At 64.0% G+C, this 22,123-nt stretch carries 18 protein-coding genes; 10 read left to right on the forward strand and 8 right to left on the reverse strand.

Annotated features, from left to right (window positions below; all coding sequences use genetic code 11):
- Positions 1-43: 43 nt before the first annotated feature.
- The 3 genes from AC56LN_RS15765 to AC56LN_RS15775 form a co-directional block, all read right to left on the reverse strand.
- The gene (locus tag AC56LN_RS15765; RefSeq protein WP_482897631.1) at positions 44-1,141 is read right to left on the reverse strand and encodes an NAD(P)/FAD-dependent oxidoreductase; all 1,098 of its coding nucleotides are present in this window, start codon (positions 1,139-1,141) and stop codon (positions 44-46) included.
- Between the two features lie 120 nt (positions 1,142-1,261).
- The gene (fdxA, locus tag AC56LN_RS15770; RefSeq protein WP_482897632.1) at positions 1,262-1,585 is read right to left on the reverse strand and encodes a ferredoxin FdxA; all 324 of its coding nucleotides are present in this window, start codon (positions 1,583-1,585) and stop codon (positions 1,262-1,264) included.
- A 237-nt stretch (positions 1,586-1,822) separates the two neighbouring features.
- On the reverse strand, positions 1,823-3,166 hold the full coding sequence (locus AC56LN_RS15775; RefSeq protein WP_499573066.1) for a hypothetical protein: 1,344 nt from the start codon (positions 3,164-3,166) through the stop codon (positions 1,823-1,825).
- A 177-nt stretch (positions 3,167-3,343) separates the two neighbouring features.
- Here AC56LN_RS15775 and AC56LN_RS15780 point away from each other — a divergent pair, with 177 nt between their 5' ends.
- Complete coding sequence (locus AC56LN_RS15780; protein ID WP_499573068.1) at positions 3,344-3,622, forward strand: polyhydroxyalkanoic acid system family protein; 279 nt, start codon at positions 3,344-3,346, stop codon at positions 3,620-3,622.
- Between the two features lie 17 nt (positions 3,623-3,639).
- On the opposite strand, the gene AC56LN_RS15785 is transcribed toward AC56LN_RS15780, so the two are convergent.
- Both AC56LN_RS15785 and AC56LN_RS15790 read right to left on the reverse strand, forming a co-directional pair.
- Positions 3,640-3,894 (reverse strand): acyl-CoA-binding protein, encoded by a 255-nt coding sequence (locus tag AC56LN_RS15785; RefSeq protein WP_482897634.1) that lies wholly within the window; start codon positions 3,892-3,894, stop codon positions 3,640-3,642.
- A 179-nt stretch (positions 3,895-4,073) separates the two neighbouring features.
- Positions 4,074-4,430 carry an FKBP-type peptidyl-prolyl cis-trans isomerase gene (locus AC56LN_RS15790; protein WP_183549381.1) on the reverse strand — a complete coding sequence of 119 codons (357 nt, stop codon included), beginning with the start codon at positions 4,428-4,430 and terminating at the stop codon, positions 4,074-4,076.
- Positions 4,431-4,571: 141 nt separating this feature from the next.
- Here AC56LN_RS15790 and AC56LN_RS15795 point away from each other — a divergent pair, with 141 nt between their 5' ends.
- From AC56LN_RS15795 to AC56LN_RS15810, 4 genes are all read left to right on the forward strand, one after another.
- On the forward strand, positions 4,572-5,450 hold the full coding sequence (locus AC56LN_RS15795; protein ID WP_499573070.1) for an EI24 domain-containing protein: 879 nt from the start codon (positions 4,572-4,574) through the stop codon (positions 5,448-5,450).
- Positions 5,451-5,822: 372 nt separating this feature from the next.
- On the forward strand, positions 5,823-9,140 hold the full coding sequence (locus AC56LN_RS15800; RefSeq protein ID WP_499573072.1) for a transglycosylase domain-containing protein: 3,318 nt from the start codon (positions 5,823-5,825) through the stop codon (positions 9,138-9,140).
- Complete coding sequence (locus tag AC56LN_RS15805) at positions 9,137-10,540, forward strand: TAXI family TRAP transporter solute-binding subunit (RefSeq protein ID WP_499573074.1); 1,404 nt, start codon at positions 9,137-9,139, stop codon at positions 10,538-10,540. Before AC56LN_RS15800 ends, AC56LN_RS15805 begins: the two co-directional genes overlap by 4 nt.
- A 125-nt stretch (positions 10,541-10,665) precedes the next feature.
- Positions 10,666-12,579 carry a CocE/NonD family hydrolase gene (locus tag AC56LN_RS15810; RefSeq protein ID WP_499573076.1) on the forward strand — a complete coding sequence of 638 codons (1,914 nt, stop codon included), beginning with the start codon at positions 10,666-10,668 and terminating at the stop codon, positions 12,577-12,579.
- A 1-nt stretch (position 12,580) separates the two neighbouring features.
- On the opposite strand, the gene AC56LN_RS15815 is transcribed toward AC56LN_RS15810, so the two are convergent.
- Positions 12,581-13,036 carry a rhodanese-like domain-containing protein gene (locus AC56LN_RS15815; protein ID WP_499573078.1) on the reverse strand — a complete coding sequence of 152 codons (456 nt, stop codon included), beginning with the start codon at positions 13,034-13,036 and terminating at the stop codon, positions 12,581-12,583.
- A 306-nt stretch (positions 13,037-13,342) separates the two neighbouring features.
- On the opposite strand from AC56LN_RS15815, the gene glnA reads away from it, so the two are divergent.
- The 5 genes from glnA to corA all read left to right on the forward strand — a co-directional run bounded on the left by glnA (position 13,343) and on the right by corA (position 19,173).
- Entirely contained in the window at positions 13,343-14,758 is a 1,416-nt protein-coding gene (gene glnA, locus AC56LN_RS15820; protein ID WP_499560297.1) for a type I glutamate--ammonia ligase, read from the forward strand.
- 168 nt (positions 14,759-14,926) lie between these two features.
- Positions 14,927-15,463, forward strand: a complete 537-nt coding sequence (locus tag AC56LN_RS15825; protein ID WP_499573081.1) for a DUF4124 domain-containing protein — start codon at positions 14,927-14,929, stop codon at positions 15,461-15,463.
- The gene (gene glnL / locus AC56LN_RS15830; RefSeq protein WP_183549396.1) at positions 15,460-16,560 is read left to right on the forward strand and encodes a nitrogen regulation protein NR(II); all 1,101 of its coding nucleotides are present in this window, start codon (positions 15,460-15,462) and stop codon (positions 16,558-16,560) included. Before AC56LN_RS15825 ends, glnL begins: the two co-directional genes overlap by 4 nt.
- A gap of 65 nt (positions 16,561-16,625) precedes the next feature.
- Positions 16,626-18,134, forward strand: coding sequence for a nitrogen regulation protein NR(I) (gene ntrC / locus AC56LN_RS15835; RefSeq protein WP_499573084.1), 1,509 nt, complete (start codon positions 16,626-16,628; stop codon positions 18,132-18,134).
- 70 nt (positions 18,135-18,204) lie between these two features.
- The gene (gene corA / locus AC56LN_RS15840; RefSeq protein WP_499573086.1) at positions 18,205-19,173 is read left to right on the forward strand and encodes a magnesium/cobalt transporter CorA; all 969 of its coding nucleotides are present in this window, start codon (positions 18,205-18,207) and stop codon (positions 19,171-19,173) included.
- On the opposite strand, the gene AC56LN_RS15845 is transcribed toward corA, so the two are convergent.
- Positions 19,168-19,977 (reverse strand): EamA family transporter, encoded by an 810-nt coding sequence (locus tag AC56LN_RS15845; RefSeq protein WP_499573306.1) that lies wholly within the window; start codon positions 19,975-19,977, stop codon positions 19,168-19,170. The genes corA and AC56LN_RS15845 overlap by 6 nt on opposite strands.
- A gap of 53 nt (positions 19,978-20,030) precedes the next feature.
- Positions 20,031-21,647: an NAD(P)/FAD-dependent oxidoreductase gene (locus AC56LN_RS15850; RefSeq protein WP_499573087.1), complete on the reverse strand. Its 1,617-nt coding sequence runs from the start codon at positions 21,645-21,647 to the stop codon at positions 20,031-20,033.
- Positions 21,648-22,123: the final 476 nt, after the last annotated feature.

A 22,123-nucleotide genomic window follows, 5' to 3' on the forward strand; every position in this document is an offset into this window, starting at 1 on the left:
GACCTTGTCGTTGCGATGTTACTGAACGACTGTTTCCGGGTACTTAGTCGAAGACAGGCGTCTCGACACCGAGGATCTTGTGCAGTTTCGGCGACGTGGTCGTGTACTGCATGTGGATCTTCTTGTCCGGGAAGATGTACGGCGCAGCGCCGAACGCGGCCAGCGCGGCTTCGTGGAAGCCCGACAGGATCAGCTTTTTCTTGCCCGGATAGGTGTTGATGTCGCCGACGGCGAAGATGCCCGGGACGTTCGTCTCGAACTTCTCGGTATCGACCACCTTCAGTTGCTTGCGCTCGATGTCCAGGCCCCATTCAGCGATCGGGCCCAGTTTTGGCGACAGGCCGAAGAACACCAGCAGCATGTCCAGCGGGACGCGGCGGGTGACGCCGTCGGCGCCCGTGACCTTCACTTCGGTCAGCTGGCCGTCTTTTTCATCGAAGCCGGTGACCTGGCCGATGATCAGTTGCATTTCGTACTCGTCGCACAGCGCCTTCATCTTGGCGACCGAGCTCGGTGCCGCGCGGAAGTCGTCACGGCGGTGCACCAGCACCACGGACTCCGCCTTGCCGACGAAGTTCAGCGCCCAGTCGAGTGCCGAGTCGCCGCCGCCGCAGATGACGATGTTCTTGCCGTCGAAACGTGCCGGATCCTTGACGCGGTAGAACAGCTGCTCGTTTTCGAACTTGTCGATCGCGTCGACCTTGATCGTGCGTGCCTGGAACGAACCGACGCCGGCAGCGATGAAGATGGTCTTGGTGATGAACTGCGTGCCGGTCGACGTCTCGACATTGAACCGGTTGTCTTCACGGCGTTGCACGCCAGTGACTTCCTGGCCCAGGTGGAAGGTCGGTTCGAACGGCTCGATCTGCTTGAGCAGGTTGTCGGTCAGTTCCTGGCCAGTGCACACTGGCACGGCTGGAATGTCATAGATCGGCTTGTCCGGGTACAGTTCCACGCACTGGCCGCCAACAGCTGGCAGCGAATCGATGACGTGGGCCTTGATTTCGAGCAGGCCGAGTTCGAAGACCTGGAACAGGCCGACCGGACCGGCGCCGATGATGACGGCATCGGTCTCGATGGCGCCGGCGAACGAACTGTTGGGAGCGATGCTGCCCGCTTCGTGGGTGGCACTGATAGTCATGCGCTTAAATCCTGTGATGTTTGAATGGTGAGGCGAGGGCGGCCGGAGCCGCCGTGCGTAACGCCCCCGGGACCGGCGCCGGCGCACAACAGCCGGTGCGACGGCAACCTGACCGCCCGATCAGCGAACCAGTTGGTCGAGCTTGTCCGTGACGTCTTTCCACTTGTCGGCGTCGGGCAGGGCGGCCTTCGTCTTGGTAATCGACGGCCAGAAGCGCGACAGATCGGCATTGATCTTGATGAACTGCTGTTGATCGCCGGGCACGTCTTCTTCGGCAAAGATTGCATTCACGGGGCACTCGGCAACGCACACGGCGCAGTCGATGCACTCGTCGGGATCGATGGCGAGGAAATTCGGGCCTTCCCGGAAACAATCTACCGGGCATACATCGACGCAGTCGGTGTAACGACAGCTGATGCACGATTCGGTGACAACGTGGGTCATAACAGTCCTATCAGTTGGTGGGGTGTCGCATTGCCGGGCGCACGAGGGCCGGCCGGACAAGACAAAGCACTGTATTTTAGGGCAATTCCGGTTTTCTCACAAACTCGCTTATATACACAATGGACATAAGCAAATGACGTACTGAACCGCACGGGCGCCGGCGTCAGGCAGCCTGGCGCAGCTGCACCGGAAGATTTTGCCGTTTGTCGCCGCTGACGGTCGTGCGGGTGCCGATGCTCATGCGCGCAGCGACGCATCGGCGGCCAGGGCGGCCGTGGACGTGGGCAGGCCGGCGGCGCCATCGTATTCGGGCAACCGCATGGTGCCGCAGCAGGCACGCCGGTCTTGCCTGGCGCCAGGGGCATCGCACACGCAGGCGGCCAGCGGCGCGCCGGGAAGGTAGACGTCTTCGGTGGTCCCGGCTGGCGAGGCGCCGGTCTGGACCACTTCACGGCGGCTGAACTGGTTGCGGATGAAGCCGCCGTATGCAGGGTGCTTGCCGTCGGCCGCAACTGCCTGCAGCATGCCGTTGACGACGTCGGCGAACGTGGCGGCGGCGTCGGGCGCGCCAATCAGGGCGCGCAGCACGACGCCGCCCAGATAGGCAGCCACCCGGTGCAGCACGGCGGCGTCGTCTTCGCGCTCGGGATTGCGCTCATGGGCGAACAGGTCGGCCAGCACGTCGTACACGGCGCCCGTGAAAACCTGGGAAATGGCGTGCACCTGGGTGCCCACCTGGCTCAGGCGCAGATCGTTGTCGGCATTGCGCAAGCCGTTGCGGTAGCCCAGCGCCAGGCCGAACTGCTCGGCGACGTCGGTCAGGAACGATTTGTCATGCAGGTTGGCCTTGGTCTGGGCCACGATGGCTTCGCACTGGTCGAACTGCGCCAGGGCCAGGAACACGGCCGTGAGGTCGCCGAACGATTCATGCAGGCCGCCGGTCTGGGGCGGGGCGTCGGCCTGCAGCCAGCGTGGCTTGATGCCGTCGAGTATCGCGTGGGCGGTCTCATGCGAGACGATATCGAACGAGCGGCAGGTAAAGACGCGCTCTGCGGCGCCGCCAGGGGTGAAGTCGCCGAACTTGAGGCAGCCCTGGTTGCGGCTGTAGAACGCGTTCATGACATCGGGCAGGCCATGCGGAAAGAGCCGCAGCGGATCGGTGTCGCTGCTGCTGTTCCATTGCCATGACAACGGCAAGGCCACGCCGGCCGCAGTCAGCACGCGCTGGTACATGGTCAGGGTCTGGCGCACGACGGCAAAGGTGTGCACGGCGTCGAACTGGGGCGTGTCGGGCAGGGTGACGAAGTCGCCGGAGGCGTTCGGTTCGACCAGGTCGATGCCGGGCGTGCCGGGCGCGATGCGGGCGTCGCGCGGGCCGGCCAGCACGACGCCGGGCAGATAGGCGGTGCGGGGGCCGATCGCGCCGACCGACGGGTCTTGCTTCCACATCAGCACGCGGGCGCCGAACGCGTACGGCAGTGGCTCGGCTTCGACGGGCGGGCCAGGGTCGGACTCGGCGGACTCGGCGGGCTCGGTGTTTTTGGCGGGAGTGACGGGATCGCTCAGGGGATGGGTGTCCATGACGGCTCCTCGCGTAATGACAGCGTTCACCTTCATGGTCGCCCGCCATGACGGGCGCGCGTTGATACGCGTCAATTACAGCGCCACGACGGCATCAGTTCTAGCGCGCTCTGGCATACGACGGCGTCAACTGGCATCATGGCGGATTGTTCGCAATAATTGAGGAAGGAACGCCCGATGGCGGAAATCAGCATCGTCCAGCAACACACCCTGAGCCCGGCTGCGGCGCGCACGGCGGCCGAGCAAGTGGCGCAGCGTATTGCGACCGAATATGGACTGGCATGCCATTGGGATGGCGACGTGCTGCGCTTCGAGCGCAGTGGCGTGGAGGGCGCATTGACGCTGGAAGACCAGCAGGCAGCGATGCGGATCAACCTGGGATTTCTGATGGGCGCTTTTGCGCCGGCCATCGAGGCCAAGGTGGCGGAGAAGATGCGCAAGACCTTCGCCGCCTAGGGCATTGACCCCGTGAATCAGCCTTTCAGCTCTTCGATCAGATCGATGTATTGCTGCTGGGCTTCTTCTTGCGACGTACCGGCCAGGCCGGCCCAGGCGTCGAACTTGGCGCGTCCCACGAAATCGGTCATGCCCGGACGCTCGCCGGTGGCATCACCGCTCGAACCCTGCTTGTACAGCGCGTAAATCTTCAGCAAGGTCATATTGTCCGGACGCTCCGACAGATTCTTCGAATCGAGCTGGGCCTGGTTGAACTGTTCTTGCACGCTCATGGAAACTCCTGTGATGGTTGGTTGCATTCTTGTCGCTCGGACAAGGCGGCAGGCATCTTAGCGCAGGAGACGGGAACGGCCCGGAGATTGGGGCGTACTTTAGAGGGGAACTTCAAATGCGGGGCAAGCTGCCATGCGGGCCTCGATGGCCGCGCATGGCAGTGAATCGGTGACGGTGCTTAGACAGCCAGCAGGTCGACGTCGAAGATCAGGGTGGCGTTTGGCGGAATGACGCCGCCGGCGCCACGCGCGCCATAGCCCAGGGCTGCAGGGATGGTCAGGCGACGCGAGCCGCCGATTTTCATGCCCTGAACGCCTTCGTCCCAGCCGCGGATGACCTGGCCGGCACCGAGTGCGAACTCGAACGGGTCGCCGCGGTCTTTGCTCGAATCGAACTTGGCGCCGAGGCTGCCGTCGTCGTTGCGCAGCCAGCCGGTGTAGTGCACGGTGACGTGCTGGCCAGCCTTGGCTTCGTCGCCGGTGCCGGTGACGAGTTCTTCGTATTGCAGGCCAGAATCGGTAGTGATGGTGGACATGGTCTTCCTTGTTATGCAGATTGAACGACAATTGTAGTGCATGGGTCATGAAACCGCCATTGTCCGGGGCTGCCGTGCGCTTCGTTGCCGCACGGCGCAGTCCCGTAGAATGCCGGATTGACCATCCCATCTGGAACCGCCATGCCGCACGCCGACAGCGCCACCGTTATTCCGAGAACTGCCCCGATGAAGGGGGTGATGCTGGCCTGGCGGCGCGCGCTGCGTTCGCAGTTCAGCGGCCGCATGCTGCTGCTCTCGCTGGTCCCGCTGCTGCTCTCGCTCACGCTGTGGGGCGTGGCAATGTGGCTGGGCCTGCAACCGCTGCTCGACTGGCTGCACGGCCTGTTTACCGACTACGGCGGTTTCGACGCCAGCAACAGCATGCTGGGCATGGTCGGCCTGGGCATGCTCAAGGTGATGGTCGTGCCGCTGCTGGCCATCGCGTTGCTGCTGCCCCTGATGATCGCCTCGAGCCTGCTGTTCATGGGCATCGTCGCAATGCCAGCCATCGAGCGTCACGTCAGCAGCCGCCATTTCCCGGGGCTCGAGCGGAGAGAAGGCGGCTCGTTCGTCGGCAGCCTGGCCATCAACCTGGGCAGCACGGCCGTGTTCGCGCTGCTGTGGCTATTCACGCTGCCGCTGTACGCGGTGCCACCGCTGGCCTGGCTGGTGCAGGCCGGCCTGTGGGCCTGGGTCACGTCGCGCGTGATGAGCTATGACGCGCTGGCCGCACATGCCAGCAGCGCCGAGCGCCAGGCACTGATGCGCGCTTGCCGGCCGGCATTGCTAACGATTGGCCTGGCCTCGGGCCTGGCCGGCGCACTGCCCGGTATCGCCTGGATGGGCGGGGCGGTGATCTCGGTCGTGCTGTTCCCGATCCTGGCATTTGTTTCGTTGTGGCTGTACATCATGCTTTTTCTGTTTGCCGGGCTGTGGTTCCAGTATTACTGCCTGCAGGCACTTGCCGACCTGCGCGCGCGCCAGGCCATGACACATTCTGGCGCCAGCGAGTCCATGTAAATCAGCGGTGCGCTGTGCACCATGGCGGCAGCGGGTGCGTTAACTGCCAGCGTCGGCCGTGCGCACGGCGCTTGATGCGTTGCCGCCAACTGTCATGACGCAGCGGCATCCCCTGTGGTGATGCCATTGCGCCAACCCGTTGTTTTTTTGCGAAAATATTCGCGATAACGCCAATTTGTTAAACGGTATCTCGCGTGTGTCTTATTGATGTGGTGGAATATTACCTATGGACGGAGCGATCTGGAGTGGGATTGCACTGCTGAAATTTGTGAACTAACAGACACCACAATCACTCGAACGGACCAGCAGCAAGAGATGGCGAGCAGGTTGGCGGGGGTTGCAAGCGTTTTGATTCGGACCGGTTAAGCCATCATGGAAAGTATTCGTCGCCTCGTGCGACCAAACAATGTCTTCGGCAAGCGTGCCGCCACCTCGCGGAGCGAACCGACCATGGACGGCGCAGTTGATGCGCCCGTTGTTGCGCCCGTCGCTGCGGCAGCGGCAGGGGCTTCTGCGGCCCCTGTCACGCCCGAGTCGACGGGTGACGTTCCCCTGTACGAAGCCTTCCCGCACCTGGCCGGCAACGGCGGCGTGCCGGGCGGCCCGTCCGGTGGGCCGGATGGCGCACCGCCGGCACCGCGCAAGAGCCGCTGGAAGCTCTGGCTCGCGCTGATTGGCTTGCTGCTGATCGCGATCGCGGCCGCCTGGGCCGTGATGGAAACCCGCACCTCGCGCCTGCAGTCCAAAATCTTCGCCGACATGGCCAGCGAACTGACGTTCCGCATGGGCAATGGCCCAAGCGATTCGATCCGTTTCCCCGCCGCCAGCCCGTACGACACCCGGCTCGGCTATGCCGGCCTGCCGAAATACCTCGAACGCCTGCAGACGCGCGACTACGCGATTGCATCGCAGGCGCGCATCTCGCCGCAGATGGTCAAGATGGCTGATCTGGGCCTGTACGCCACGTACCACGAGAAAACCAAGGTTGGCCTCGAGATCCTCGATTGCCGCGCCCAGCCCCTGTTCACGTCGCGCTTCCCCGAGCGCTACTACGATAAATTCGATGCCGCGCCGTCGCTGCTGGTGCAAAGCCTGCTGTTCATCGAAAACCGCGAACTGCTCGACGCGAGCCACCCGCGCCGCAACCCGGCCGTCGAATGGGACCGCTTCTCGAAGGCCGTGTTCGACAAGACGCTGGCCAGTGTCGGCCTGGGCGGCGAAGGCCGCGTGGCCGGCGGCAGCACGCTGGCAACGCAGATCGAAAAATACCGCCACTCGGCCGAGGGCCGCACCGGCTCGCTGACCGACAAGATCATCCAGATGGCCTCCGCCACGCTGCGCGCCTACCAGGACGGTGAAGACACGACGGGTTCGCGTCGCCAGGTCGTGCTCGACTACCTGAACACGGTGCCGCTGTCGGCCAAGCCCGGTTACGGCGAAGTCAACGGTATCGGCGATGGCATGTGGGTCTGGTACGGCCGCGATTTCGACAAGGTCAACGCGATGCTCAAGGGCCCGATGACGAGTCCGGACGCCGTGATGGCCTACAAGGAAGCGCTGTCGCTGATGATCGCCCAGCGCCGCCCGGCGTATTACCTGGGCGCCGGCGAAAACGACCTGGAAACCCTGACCAACAGCCACCTGCGCGTGCTGACGCAGCAGGGCGTGATTTCGCCGCAACTGCGCGACGCTGCCCTGAGCGCCAAGCTGAAACCGGCGCTGCACACGGGTGTGGCGCCGCCGCCAGCGGACGCGTTCGTTTCGCGCAAGGCCGCCAATGCGGTACGTAATCACGTGGGCTACCTGATCGGCGACGCGCGCCTGTACAACGTCGACCGCCTCGATCTGTCGGTGGTCTCGACCCTTGACGGCAATGCCCAGCAAGCCGTCACGGCTGCGCTGCGCAAGCTGTCCGACGCCGAACACGCGAAAGAAGCCGGCCTGACCGGCAAGGGCATGCTCGGCAATGGCGATCCGGCGCAAGTGGTCTACAGCTTCACGCTGATGGAGCGGGGCGAGCACGTCAACTACCTTCGGGTGCAGACCGACAACTACGACCAGCCGCTCGACATCAACGAAGGCGCCAAGCTCGACCTGGGCTCGACCGCCAAGCTGCGCACGCTGGTGACCTACCTCGACATCGTCGACCAGCTGCACAAGCGCTTTGGTGCGATGGACAAGATCGGCCTGATGGGCATCGAGGTCGATCCGAAAGACCGCATGTCGCTGTGGGGCCTCGAGTACTTCAAGACGCTGCCCGACGGCGCCGACCGCAGCCTCAAGCCGATGCTGGATGCCGCCATGGCGCGCAAGTATTCGGCCAATCCGGGCGAGCGCTTCTTTACCGGCGGCGGTGTGCATACGTTCGGCAACTTCAGCAAGCTCGACGACAGCCGCATCATGGACGTGAACCAGGCGCTGCGCAGCTCGACCAACCTCGTGTTCGTGCGCATGATGCGCGACGTCGTGCGCTACTACATGTTCCAGTTGCCGGGCTCGTCCGCGCAACTGCTGGCCGACGCCGACGATCCGCGCCGCGCCGCCTATCTGGCGCGCTTTGCCGACAATGAAGGCAAGGTCTTCATGGCCAAGTTCTGGAACAAGTACAAGGGCAAGACGCCGCAAGAAGTCGAGACGCTGCTGTTCTCCAGCGTGCGTCCGCTGGCCTCGAAGCTTGCTGCGGCCCACCGCACCGTGGTGCCGAACGCCACGCTGGCGCAGTTCGGCGCGTTCATCGATGCGTCGGTCCCGGCCAGCAACGAGATCGATCCCGACCGCATCCCGAAACTGTACGAGACCTACGACCCACGCAATATGTCGCTGGCCGACCGCGGCTACGTGTCATCGGTGCACCCGCTCGAACTCTGGCTGGTGAGCTATCTGCGCACCCATCCAAAAGCGACCTGGTCCGAGGTAACGGCGGCCAGCGTCAAGGAACGCCAGGAAGTCTACCAATGGCTGTTCAAGACGCACCGCAAGCATGCGCAGGACAACCGCATCGCCGGCCTGCTCGAAGTCGAAGCGTTCCTGAAGATCCATGCGCAGTGGAAGAAGATGGGTTACCCGTTCGACTCGCTCGTGCCGTCGTACGCCACCACGCTGGGCGCCTCGGCCGACCGGCCGGCCGCACTGGCCGAGATGATGGGCATCATCGTCAATGGCGGCGTGCGCAAACCGATCGAGCGCATCGATTCGCTGCACTTTGCCAAGGCCACGCCGTACGAAACGCTCGTGCGCCGCAACAAGGGCGGTGGCAAGGAACAAGTGCTGGCGCCGGAAGTCGCGCGCGCCGTGGCCGACGCGATCCAGGGCGTCGTGTCGGACGGTACCGCCAAGCGCGTCAAGACCGCCTTCCAGCAGGCCGACGGCAGCATCATCGCCGTGGGCGGCAAGACCGGTACCGGCGACCAGCGCTTCGATGTGTATGCGCGTGGCGGCCGCCTGATCGAGTCGCGCTACGTGAACCGGTCGGCGACGTTCGTGTTCAACATCGGCGAACGCTTCTATGGCAGCATGACGGCGTACGTGCACGGGCCGCAGTCCGAGAACTATGACTTCACCAGCGCGCTGCCGGTGCAGTTGCTGGTCACGCTGGCGCCGAGCCTGATGCCGATGATCGAACCGCCGGTCGCGCCAGCGCCCGTGGCCGGCCAGGCCGTCGCCGCCGCGCCGCGGCAGTGCGTGCGTTGAGGCCACAGCAGGATCTTCCGGGCGCGCCGGTCAAGGGGCTGCGCGCCCGCCTGCAGAACTTCAGCATCGTCTCGCTGCGCGACCTGGTCGTGGCCACCGGCCCGACGATCCTGATGGTCGCAGCGGCCGTGGTGCTCGCCTACTGGTGGGTCGACCCGGCGCCGCCGCGCACGCTCCGCCTGGCCACGGGCCAGGAAAATTCCGCGTACGAGCAGTTTGGCAAGCAATATGCGAGTGTGCTGGCGCGCGACGACATCAAGGTCACGCTGCAGGGCACGCTCGGCTCGCAGGACAATCTGCAGCAGTTGCTGGCCGGGCAGGCCGACGTCGCCTTCGTGCAAAGCGGCTCGACCGACGATACGACTGGCAACGCCGACAGCGTCGAACGTCGCGGCCTGGTGTCGCTGGGCAGCCTGTTTACCGAACCGGTCTGGCTGTTCGTGCGCGACGAAGCGAAGGTCACGCGCCTGACCGATCTGCGCGGCAAGCGCATCAACCTGGGGCCGGAAGGCACGGGCGTGCCGCGCCTGGTGCGTCAGCTGCTCGACGCCAACAATATCGTGCCGGGCGCATTGACGATCAGCGACCTGGCCAACACGCCGGCCACCGTCGAATTGCTGGCCGGTCGCATCGACGGCTTGGTGTTCAGCTCGGCGCCCGAAGCGCCGCTGATCCAGATGCTGCTGCAAACGCCAGGCATCCGCCTGTTCGACTTTTCGGAGGCCGAAGCCTATACGCGGCGCCTGCCGTTCCTGACGCACGTGGTGCTGCCGCGCGGGATCGTCGACCTGGGCCGCAATATCCCGAACCAGGATTACCACCTGATCGCGCCGACCGCCACGCTTGTCGCGCGCGAGGAAATCCATCCGGCGCTGGTGGGCCTGCTGGTCAAGGCGGCGACCGAGATCCACGGCGGCGCCGGCTGGTTCCAGCAGCAGGGCCAGTTCCCGTCGCCGAAGTACACCGAGATCCCGGTCGCGCCCGAGGCCGCGCGCTACTACCGCGACGGCCCGCCGTTCATGCAGCGCTACCTGCGCTTCTGGCTGGCCAACCTGGCCGAGCGGCTGTGGGTCGTGGTGGTGGCGCTGACGGCGCTCTTGATCCCGCTGTCCAAGATCGTGCCGCCGATCTATGTATGGCGCGTGCGCTCGCGCGTGTACCGCTGGTATGGTGAGCTGCGCGCGATCGAGCAGGCGCTGGAAGAGAGTGGGGCGGATGCCACCGACGCGGTGCGCAAGGAGTTGCTGGGCCGGCTGGACGGGCTGGAAGACCGCGTCAACCATATCTCGGTGCCGCTGGCCTATGCAGACGAGCTGTACCGTCTGCGCAGTCATATCCACCTGGTGCGCGAGCGGGTGCGTGGTGTGCATGAAGAGCAGGTAGCGCAGCCGTTGGCGTGATCATTTCTCTTTGAAATTGGTCGGGAAATCCCATTACACTGGCGTCCCCATTCATTTCTTCCAAGGCCGCCATGATCCGCCGCACGCTTCCCGCCCTTGTTTTCGGCTTGTGCCTTGCCGCTGGTTTGGTTAGTCCATCTACCGCGATTGCCGCCGACAGCGTCAAGGACAGCAAGCGCCCGACGCGCGAAGCCTATACCAAGTACGAGTACCGGATCCCGATGCGTGACGGCGTGCAGTTGTTCACGGTCGTCTATGTGCCGAAGGACAGCTCGCGCAGCTACCCGTTCCTGATGCAGCGCACCCCGTACAGCGCCGGCGTGCGCGCCGAAGGCGAACTGCGCTATGGCGTGGACTGGCTGCCCGAGTCGCTGGGGCCATCGCGCGAATTTGAAGAGGCCGGCTACATCTTCGTGAGCCAGGACGTGCGCGGCCGCTACATGTCCGAAGGCGCGTGGCAGGAAATGACGCCGCACGGCAAGGGCAAGCTGGCAAAAGGCGAGGGCCGCGAGAGCGACGACATGCACGACACAGTGACATGGCTGCTCAAGAACATCCCGAACAACAATGGCAAGGTGGGCATCTGGGGCATCAGCTACCCGGGCTTCTACGCCGCTGCCAGCGTCATCGATTCGCATCCGGCGATCAAGGCCGCCTCGCCCCAGGCGCCGATTGCCGACCTGTACATGGGCGACGATTCGTACCACGGCGGCGCCTTCAAGCTGGCGGCCAACTTCGACTTTTATGCCGCTTTCACGGCGGCGCCGAACCCGACGCCGCTGCCGAAAACCGGCAGCGAATTTGATTACGGCGTGGCCGACGGCTACGATTATTTTCTGAAGCACCGCACGCTGGCGAACATCGCGGCGACCATGACCGCCACGCAGCGCGAGCTGTTCATGCCGAACATCGAGCACGACACGTATGACAGCTTCTGGAAAGAACGCGCCATCGGCCCGCACCTGAAGAACGTCAACGCCGCCGTGCTGACGGTGGGCGGCTGGTTCGATGCCGAAGACGCCGCCGGCCCGTTCATCGTGCACAGCGCGCTGGAAGCGCAGAACAAAGGTGGCAACCATGCGCTTGTGGTGGGACCGTGGGTGCACGGCGGCTGGGCACGCGGGGATGGCGCCCGGCTTGGCCACGTCACGTTCGACGCGAAAACAAGTGAATGGTTCCGGCGCGAAGTCCAGTTTCCGTTCTTCGAGCAGCACCTGAAGGGCATCAAGCCGGGCAGGACGCTGGCGCCGGTGACCGTGTTCGAGACGGGCACGAATGTCTGGCGCCAGTACGACGCCTGGCCGCCGAAACCGGCGAAAGCGCGCACGCTGTACTTCGGCACGAATGGCACGCTGGGCTGGCAACAGCCGGCCGCAAATACGACCACGGGCGCCGGTTTCGACGAATACGTGGCCGACCCGGCACGTCCCGTGCCGTACATCGGCTACCCGGCGCTGGGCGTGCCGCGCGAATACATGGTGTCGGACCAGCGCTTTGCCGCCACGCGGCCCGACGTGCTGGTGTACCAGAGCGCCGTGCTGGAAGAGGACGTGACGGTTGTAGGGCCGGTGATACCGAAGCTGTTCGTCTCGACGAGCGGCACCGATGCCGACTGGGTCGTCAAGCTGATCGATGTCTACCCGGCCAGCTTCCCGACCCCGGCAGCCGTGCGGGGCGGCGATGTCGGTCCGCCATCGGTCAGCCTGGGTGGTTTCCAGCAACTGGTACGCGGCAATCCGCTGCGCGGCAAGTTCCGCAACAGCTATGAAACGCCGGAAGCGTTCGTGCCGGGCAAGGTCGAGCCCATCAAATACGAACTGGGCCAGGTCAACCACACCTTCCGGCGCGGCCACCGGATCATGGTGCAGGTGCAGAGTTCATGGTTCCCGCTGATCGACCTGAATCCGCAAACCTTCATGCGCATTCCCGACGCACAGCCGGGCGACTTCAAGAAGGCGTCCCAGCGCATGTACCACGCGCCGGGGACAGCGTCCGGGCTGGAGCTGATGGTGCTGCCGAACCCGGGCAGTACCAACTAGATCAGGCGCCGATCCACGGCAAGCCCGCCGTGCACCAGCCGCCAATGGTCTTGCGGTGGCCGTCGCCATCGCGATCGCCTTCGAATCCTTCCAGGATGTCGAAGGCGTTTGCATAGCCCAGTTCGGTCGCCACGCGCGCACTGTGGCGCGAGCGCACGCCCGAGCGGCACAGGAACAGCAGCACGTCGTCCTTGCCCGCCGCCTGTTCGAGTTGCGCGACAAAGTCGGGATTCGGTGCGCCGCCCGGATAGGTTGCCCACTGCACCGCCAGGTGCTGGGCGTCGCCGATCGCGACCCGCCCCACCCAGTCGCGTTCGGCGTTGGTGCGCACATCGACCAGCTTGACGTCGGGGCTGCCCTGGAGCAGGTCGTACGCTTCCTGAGGCGTGACTGCACCAGCGTAGGGCTGGCCAGCGCCACGCTGGCGCGCCGCCGTGAGAATTTGTTCTTTGGTCATATTCGTGGTGCCCATTGTTGGTTCATCGTTTGTCATGCACCAATCTGGCGCGCAGCGTTGTGCGCCCATTTGGTGCAAGCACGTAGAATTGCTCTTTGCTGGTGCAAATCGACACGCAGGTAAATCTTCCCGGATGCCCCCGGTCGAGGCGATTTTATGGGTAAACTAGCCCATTGCCCAAGAACGATTTGCGCATGACCTCATGCACAGAAGTCAGTACCGCAGTTGGCACAATTTGTGCTTCAACATGATGCAAGTTGTCGGTTCGCATAGACTGACATCCTTTTTTCAATTAGGAGATTCCGAATGGCAAAGTCCGCCGCAGATGTAATGCAAATGGTCAAGGACAACGAAGTCAAATTCGTTGATTTACGCTTCGCCGATACCCGCGGCAAGGAACAGCACGTCACGGTCCCGGTGTCGCACTTCGACCTGGACAAATTCGAATCCGGTCACGCCTTCGACGGTTCGTCGATCGCCGGCTGGAAAGGTATTGAAGCGTCGGACATGCTCCTGATCCCGGATGCAAACACCGCCAATATCGACCCGTTCATGGAAGAGACCACGCTGTTCATGCAGTGCGACGTCGTCGAGCCATCGGACGGCAAGGGCTACGACCGCGATCCGCGCTCGATCGCCAAGCGCGCTGAAGCGTACCTGAAATCGTCGGGCATCGGCGACACCGCCTACTTCGGTCCGGAACCTGAATTCTTCATCTTCGACGCCGTGCGCTGGAAGCTGGACATGTCGGGTTGCTTCGTCAAGATCGACTCGGAAGAAGCATCGTGGTCGACCGACAAGGAATTCGAAGGCGGCAACAGCGGTCACCGTCCAGGCGTGAAGGGCGGCTATTTCCCAGTGCCACCAGTTGATTCGTTCCAGGACATGCGTTCGGAAATGTGCCTGATCCTCGAATCGATGGGCATCCCGGTCGAAGTGCACCACCACGAAGTCGCCGGCGCCGGCCAGAACGAAATCGGCACCAAGTTCTCGACGCTGATCGAGCGCGCCGACTGGACCCAGAACATGAAGTACGTGATCTGGAACGTGGCCCACAGCTACGGCAAGACCGCGACCTTCATGCCAAAGCCAATGGCTGGCGACAATGGTTCGGGCATGCACGTGCACCAGTCGATCTGGAAAGATGGCAAGAACCTGTTCGCAGGCGACGGCTATGCCGGTCTGTCGGAAACGGCGCTGTTCTACATCGGCGGCATCATCAAGCACGCCCGTGCCCTGAACGCGATCACCAATCCAGGCACCAACTCGTACAAGCGCCTGGTGCCAGGCTTCGAAGCCCCGGTCAAGCTGGCGTACTCGGCCCGTAACCGTTCGGCCTCGATCCGCATCCCGCACGTGGCAAACCCGAAAGGCCGCCGCATCGAGACGCGTTTCCCGGATCCACTGGCAAACGTCTACCTGTGCTTCGCAGCACTGATGATGGCCGGTCTGGATGGTATCCAGAACAAGATCCACCCGGGCGAAGCGGCAACCAAAGACCTGTACCATCTGCCGCCTGAAGAAGACAAGCTGATCCCGACGGTGTGCGCATCGCTGGAAGAAGCGCTCGACGCACTGAACGAAGACCGCGAGTTCCTGACCCGTGGCGGCGTGTTCAGCGACAGCATGATCGATGCCTACATCGACCTGAAGATGCAGGAAGTCCAGCGCATGCGCATGACCCCGCACCCAGCCGAATTCGACATGTACTACTCGTCGTAATCGGCCTGATCATGCTGGCGCGGCAAAGCGTCGCGCCAGCTGGCGGGTAGAACAAACGCGGGGAAAGCCATGCTTTCCCCGCGTTTTTTGTTGCTTGGGGTTTATATTCCTTGGGGTATAGTCGGGCGCATCTACAATAGCGTGCCCTTGCGACCAACCGGGATGGGAATGACAAATAGTGTGTTTCAGGCCAGTGTGGCCGTTTTTACCGCCGTGTTTGCCTCTGTGCTGCTGTGCGCCAGTGCGCACGCGCAAATCTACCGTTGTACCGATGCCAATGGCCGGCCGCTGTACACCGACACCAAGGTGGGCAAGTGCCAGCTGATCGATACCGGCTACAGCGCGCCGCCGGCAGCCTCGGCCCCGATTCCCGCACCGCGTTCGGCAGGGGGCGGTGGCGCGTCATCGGGGCCGGCGCCAGGCGCCGCCCCGAGCGCGGCCCAGTCGAACTTCCCGCGCGTGGACAACGTCCTGCAGCGCGCCCGCGACGACGAGCGGCGCGAGATCCTGAGCGATGAACTGCGCCTGGAAGAACGCAAGCTCACCGATCTGAAGCGCGTCTTCAACAACGGCGAACCAGAACGGCAGGGCAACGAGCGCAACTACGCCAAATACCAGGAGCGCGTGGCCTCCATGCGCGACGAAATCAACCGCAGCGAACGCAATATCGAAGCGCTCAGGCGCGAGATCGGCAATATCAGATGACCCTGCCTCCGATGGCCCCGCCCGTGTACGACCCGGGCAACCCGGCCCGTTACGCCGGCCTGGACTTGCTGGCCTCGGCCGTGATGATGACCGGGCCGGACGGCGAAGTGGTGTATGCCAACGCCGCCGCCGAAAACCTGATGGAGCTGTCGTTCAAGTCGCTGCAGCGACATCGCCTGCCCGAGCTGTTTACCAACGGCGCCGAGATTGGCGTCTTGATCACGCAGGCGCTCGTGCACCAGTACGCCGACCTGCGCCAGGATCTGACGCTGCAGCGCAGCGGGCGCGAGCCGCTGCACGTGAACAGCATCGTCAGCGCGCTGGGCGACGGCACGGCGCTGATCGAGCTGCGCGAGAACGTCCAGCAGCTAAAGCTCGACCGCGAAGAGCGCCTGATGGACCAGAGCCAGGCCAACAAGGAACTGATCCGCAACCTGGCGCACGAGATCAAGAACCCGCTGGGCGGCATCCGCGGCGCCGCGCAGCTGCTCGAACTCGAACTGCCGCCACACCACCTGCTGGAGCTGCAGGAATACACGCAGGTGATCATCAAGGAAGCCGACCGACTGCAAACGCTGGTCGACCGCCTGCTGGCGCCGCACCGCAAGCCGCACATCGTCGGCGACGTCAATATCCATGAAGTGTGCGAACGCGTGCGCAGCCTGATTCTGGCCGAATTCCCGCAGGGCCTGTCGATCCGGCGCGATTACGATGCGTCGATTCCCGAATTCCGCGGCGATATGGAGCAGCTGATCCAGGTGGTGTTGAACATCGCCCACAACGCCGCGCAGGCCGTCGCCGGGCGCATTGCGCAGGGCGACGCCGAGATCGTGTTGCGCACCCGCGTGGCGCGCCAGGTCACGCTGGCCAAGGTCCGCTACGGGCTGGCATTAGACTTGCATATCATTGACAATGGACCGGGCATCGCGCCCGATATCCGCGACCGCATTTTCTATCCGCTCGTATCCGGGCGTGACGGCGGGAGTGGCCTCGGGCTGACGCTGGCGCAAACCTTTGTGCAGCAACACCTGGGTGTGATCGAGTGCGAAAGCCGGCCTGGACTGACGGATTTCCGGATCCTGCTGCCCCTGCCATAAGCGGGAGACAGCGGACCGTCCCGACCAGTCCTTTATTGAATCCATGTTGCGGGAAGCACGAAACCATGAAACCAATCTGGATTGTCGACGACGATGCATCGATTCGCTGGGTCCTCGAAAAGGCCCTGGCGCGCGAAAGTCTGGAGACCCGCAGCTTCGCCAATGCGCGCGAAGCGATGACCGCCTTTGAAACCGACACCCCGCAAGTGCTGGTGTCGGATATCCGGATGCCGGGCGAATCCGGCATCGACCTGCTGCAAGCCGTCAAGGAGCGCCATCCGGGCCTGCCGGTCATCATCATCACCGCCTTCTCGGACCTCGATTCGGCGGTGTCCTCGTTCCAGGGCGGCGCCTTTGATTACCTGGCCAAGCCATTCGACATCGACAAGGCCGTCTCGCTGATCCGGCGTGCGTTAGAGGAGAGTTTGCGCGAAGCGAGCGTCGAAGCCCCTCCGGCGGAAACGCCCGAGATCCTCGGCCATGCGCCGGCGATGCAGGAAGTGTTTCGCGCCATCGGCCGCCTGTCGCAGTCGAACGTCACGGTACTGATCACGGGCGAATCGGGTACGGGCAAGGAACTCGTGGCGCGCGCGCTGCACAAGCACAGCCCGCGCGCGCAGCAACCGTTCATCGCGTTGAACACGGCGGCGATCCCGAAAGACCTGCTCGAATCCGAGCTGTTCGGCCACGAGCGCGGCGCGTTCACCGGTGCGCAGGCGATGCGGCGCGGCCGCTTCGAGCAGGCCGAGGACGGCACGCTGTTCCTCGACGAAATCGGCGACATGCCGTTCGACCTGCAGACGCGCCTGCTGCGCGTGCTGTCCGATGGCCACTTCTACCGCGTGGGCGGCCACCAGCCGGTCAAGGCCAATGTGCGCGTGATTGCGGCCACCCACCAGAACCTCGAGCAGCGCGTGCGCGACGGCCTGTTCCGCGAAGACTTGTACCACCGCCTGAACGTGATCCGCCTGCGCCTGCCGTCGCTGCGCGAACGCAACGAAGACATTCCTGTTCTTACGCGCCACTTCCTGGTGCAAAGTGCGCACCAATTGGGGGTGGAACCCAAGCGCATGAGCGAGCAGGCGATGCGCTTCCTGTCGGGCCTCGAGCTGCCGGGCAATGTGCGCCAGCTGGAAAACCTGTGCAACTGGATCACCGTGATGGCCCCCGGCCAGACGGTCGAAGTCAAGGACTTGCCGCGCGACCTGACCCAGGGCCAGGCGCCGCTGACGGGTACCGGCGTGCCGAATGTCGTGCCGCTGTCCGACGGCATCGTCAGCGCCGGTGCGCAGCCAATGGCCTCTGGCGGTGGCGTCGTGCTGCAGACAGCCGGCGTGCAGTCGCCCGAAGGCTGGCTGGCCCTGCTTGAACTGCAGGCGGCCGGCATGCTGAGCGCAGGGCAGATGGACGTGATGGACATTCTGGGCCGCCAGTTCGAATCGGCCCTGATCCGCACGGCCCTCAAGCACACACACGGGCGCAAGAACGATGCGGCCATGCGGCTCGGGATCGGGCGCAATACGATCACGCGCAAGATCGTGGAGCTGGGGATCGACGGGGCGCGCGAAGAGTAGGCTGTCAGATGGCTGGGCGTTGGTGTAAAGTCCTGCATCGGCGCGCTGCGCCCGTTTCATTTTCTACTCAATGCTGATCAATTGCGTCGCCTACCAGGAAGGCAAAAAGCTGTCCGATATCCCGGTCGAGGATATCAGCGAATACATCAAGCTGGATGACACCTTTGTCTGGGTCGCGCTGCGCGACCCAAACGCTGCCGACATCGCGCTGATGCAGGAAGAATTCGGCCTGCACGAACTGGCGGTGGAAGATGCGCTGCGCGGTCACCAGCGGCCCAAGCTCGAAGAGTATGGCGACTCGCTGTTCGTCGTCGTGCAGATCGTCGAACTGGTGGGCGACGAGATGTCGGTTGGTCAGTTGTCGGTATTTGCCGGCCCCAATTACGTGCTGTCGGTGCGGCGCGATGCCAACCAGGGCTTCCTCGGTGTGCGTGCGCGCGCCGAGCGTGAACCGCACCAGCTCAGGAAAGGTGCCGGCTTCGTGCTGTATGCGCTGGTCGACGCCGTCGTCGACCGCTACTTCCCCGTGGTCGACGCGCTCGAATCCGAGCTCGAATCGATCGAAGACCACATCTTTTCGATGCAGGGCAAGCAGCGCGACAACGTCGAGCGCCTGTATGACCTGAAGCGCAAGGCGCAGACGCTGCGCCACGCAGTGATGCCGCTGATGGACGCGCTGGGGCGCCTGTACGGCGGACGCGTGCCGGCCGTGGTGGATGAAACCCAGGAATACTTCCGCGACGTACACGACCACCTGCACCGCATTGCCGGCCGCCTGGACGCCGTGCGCGACACGATCAATACCGCGATCCAGGTCACGCTGTCGATGGTGGCCATCGAAGAAAACGAAGTGAGCAAGAAGCTGGCGTCGTACGCTGCGATCTTCGCGGTGTTCACCGCGTTTGCCGGCGTGTGGGGGATGAACTTCGAATTCATGCCCGAGCTGAAATGGAAGTACGGCTACCCGTTTGCGATCTTCACGATGGTGTGCGTGTGCGGCTACCTGTATCGCAAGTTCAAGCGGGTGGGGTGGCTATAGGACCTGGCGCTTGCCGGCCGTGGCGGCCGCGCCGCCAGACGCCACGATCACCAGCACGATTGCCAGCCATTGCAGGCTGGTCAGGCGTTCTCCAAGCCAGATGAAGCCGGCCAGCGCCGCGATGGCCGGTCCGCTGCTGACCAGGATGCCGAACACCCGCTGCGGCAGGCGCCGCAGCGCCATCATCTCGAGCGAGTAGGGCAGTGCGGACGACAGCAGTGCCACCGCCACGCCACCCGCCAGGATGGCCGGCGTGAACAGCGCCATCCCCGCATGCGCCACGCCGAACGGCACGGCGAACACGCTGGCTGCCAGCAAGCCCCAGGCCACGGCCTGGCCGCCGTTCAGGGTCGAGACGCGCTTGCCGAACACGATGTACATCGCCCAGCAGAACGCCGCCGCCAGCGCATACGCGATGCCGGCCGGGTCGAGCTGCGTTGCGCCGGCCACCGGCAGCAGCAGCCACAGGCCAACGCCGGCGCACACGACCCAGATAAAATCGCGCGCATGGCGCGACGACAGCACGACCACCGCCAGCGGCCCCGTGACTTCGATCGCCACCGCGATCCCGAGCGGGATGCGCTCGAACGCGCGGTAGATGCACAGGTTCATCGCGCCCAGCATCAGGCCGTACACGAGCAGGTTGCCCACGTCGGCGCGCGCCGGGCGGCCGAAGCGCCACGGGCGCACGATGGCCAGCAGGATCAGCGCCGCCAGCCCCACGCGCAGCGCGGTGACGCCTTCGCTGCCGACGGCGGGGAACAGGCCCTTGGCCCAGGCCGCGCCCGCATTGACCGACACCATCGAGGCCAGGATCGCCAGACCCGGGCCCCATGCGGCATGCCGGTCAGCCGCGCTCAACGTGGCGCCATGGCCAGCGCCACCGCCTCGGCCACGCGGATGCCGTCAACGGCCGCCGACATGATGCCGCCCGCGTAACCGGCGCCTTCGCCGGCCGGGAACAGGCCGCGCGTGTTCAGGCTTTGCAGGTCGTCGTTGTTGCGCCGGATGCGGATCGGCGACGAGGTGCGCGTTTCCACGCCGGTCAGCACGGCGTCTTCCTTGTAGTAGCCCTTGATCTGCTTGTCGAACGCAACGAACGCTTCGCGCATCGCGACGATCGCGTAGTCGGGCAGCGCCGTGGCCAGGTCGGTCAGGTGCACGGCCGGCAGGAACGATGGCGTGACGGACCCGAGCGACGTGGACGGCCGGCCGGCCACGAAGTCGCCCATCAGCTGGCCCGGTGCGTCGTAGGTCGAGCCGCCCAGCACGAATGCGCGCGATTCGAGCTCGCGCTGGAACGCGATGCCGGCCAGCGGGTGGCCCGGGAAATCCTCGGGCGTGATGCCGACCACGATCGCGCTGTTGGCATTGCGCTCGTTGCGCGAATACTGGCTCATGCCGTTGGTGACGACGCGGCCTTCTTCGCTCGACGCAGCCACCACGGTGCCGCCCGGGCACATGCAGAAGCTGTAGACCGAGCGGCCATTGGACGCGTGGTGCACGATCTTGTAGTCGGCTGCGCCCAGCAGCTTGTTGCCGGCGTTCGGGCCAAAGCGGCAGACGTCGATCAGCGACTGCGGGTGCTCGACCCGGAAGCCGATCGAGAACGGCTTGGCTTCGATGTAGACGCCCCGTTCGTACAGCATTTCGAAGGTATCGCGCGCGCTGTGGCCGATGGCGATCGTCAGGTGGCGGGTGGGGATTTCTTCGCCGCTGGCCAGACGCACGCCGACCACCTGGCGCACGCCGCCGGTTTCCTCGACCAGCACATCCTGCATGCGCGTATCGAAGCGCATTTCGCCGCCCAGGTTGATGATCTCGGCGCGCATCTGTTCGACCATCTTGACCAGGCGGAAGGTGCCGATGTGCGGCTTGCTGACGTACATGATCTCTTCGGGCGCGCCGAACTTGACGAACTCGGTCAGCACCTTGCGGCCGTAGTGGTTGGTGTCCTTGATCTGGCTGTACAGCTTGCCATCGGAGAAGGTACCTGCACCGCCTTCGCCGAACTGCACGTTCGACTCGGTATCGAGCTTGCGCTTGCGCCAGAAGCCGAAGGTATCGACGGTGCGCTCGCGCACGACCTTGCCGCGCTCGAGCACGATCGGGTTCAGCCCCATCTGCGCCAGGATCAGCGCGACGAACAGCCCGCACGGCCCCGTGCCGACGACGACCGGGCGCGGCGTACCGGGCGCCGGTTTCGCGGCATTGACGAACTTGTACTCGACGTCGGGCGCACGCATGACGTGCGGATCGCGCAGCTTCGCCAGCACGGCCTCGTCGTCGGCGACGGTCGCGTCGATCGAGTAGATCAGGACGATGGCGGATTTCTTGCGCGCGTCGTAGCTGCGCTTGTAGACGGAAAAGTCGAGCAGCTCGGCGTCAAGGATGCCAAGGCGGGCCAGGATGGCCTCGCGCAGGGCGGCATCGGGGTGGTTCAGGGGGAGTTTGAGTTCGTTAATACGCAGCATGGGAGTGGTTGCTGGTGAGGCAACAAAGAATTGCGGGCAAGGCGCTATTTTACCGCGACGCTCAACGACAAGTTGGGCTATGGAACGAAAAAATGATTCGTCTAATAAGGCTGTATTTACAGAATGATTGTGTTTCTGGTGTTTTTTCGCCGAAGGCGCGCCGACTGGACAAAAAGCGTGGCGGGATACATCGACTATTGTGGAAATGAGACAACGATTCTGGCCGTAGTTTTAACTTCCGATGACCGTTTTTATACCCGCTAATGTGCACTGCAACAGAGAGTAAATACTGCCTTTTTGGTGAGTGGGCGCACCCCCTTGGTGCGCTGTGTCGGGGATGCCACATTGTGCATCTGAAAATTCTTCATGCAGATTGATATGTATGAAAAGTTGTTGACGCCATAACGCCAGATGAACGAACGTAGATGAACGTTCATTTTTTCTTTTCAGGAAAATTGGCATGAGCGTACTTACAG

This window comes from Telluria sp. ZT3P26 (assembly GCF_059686035.1).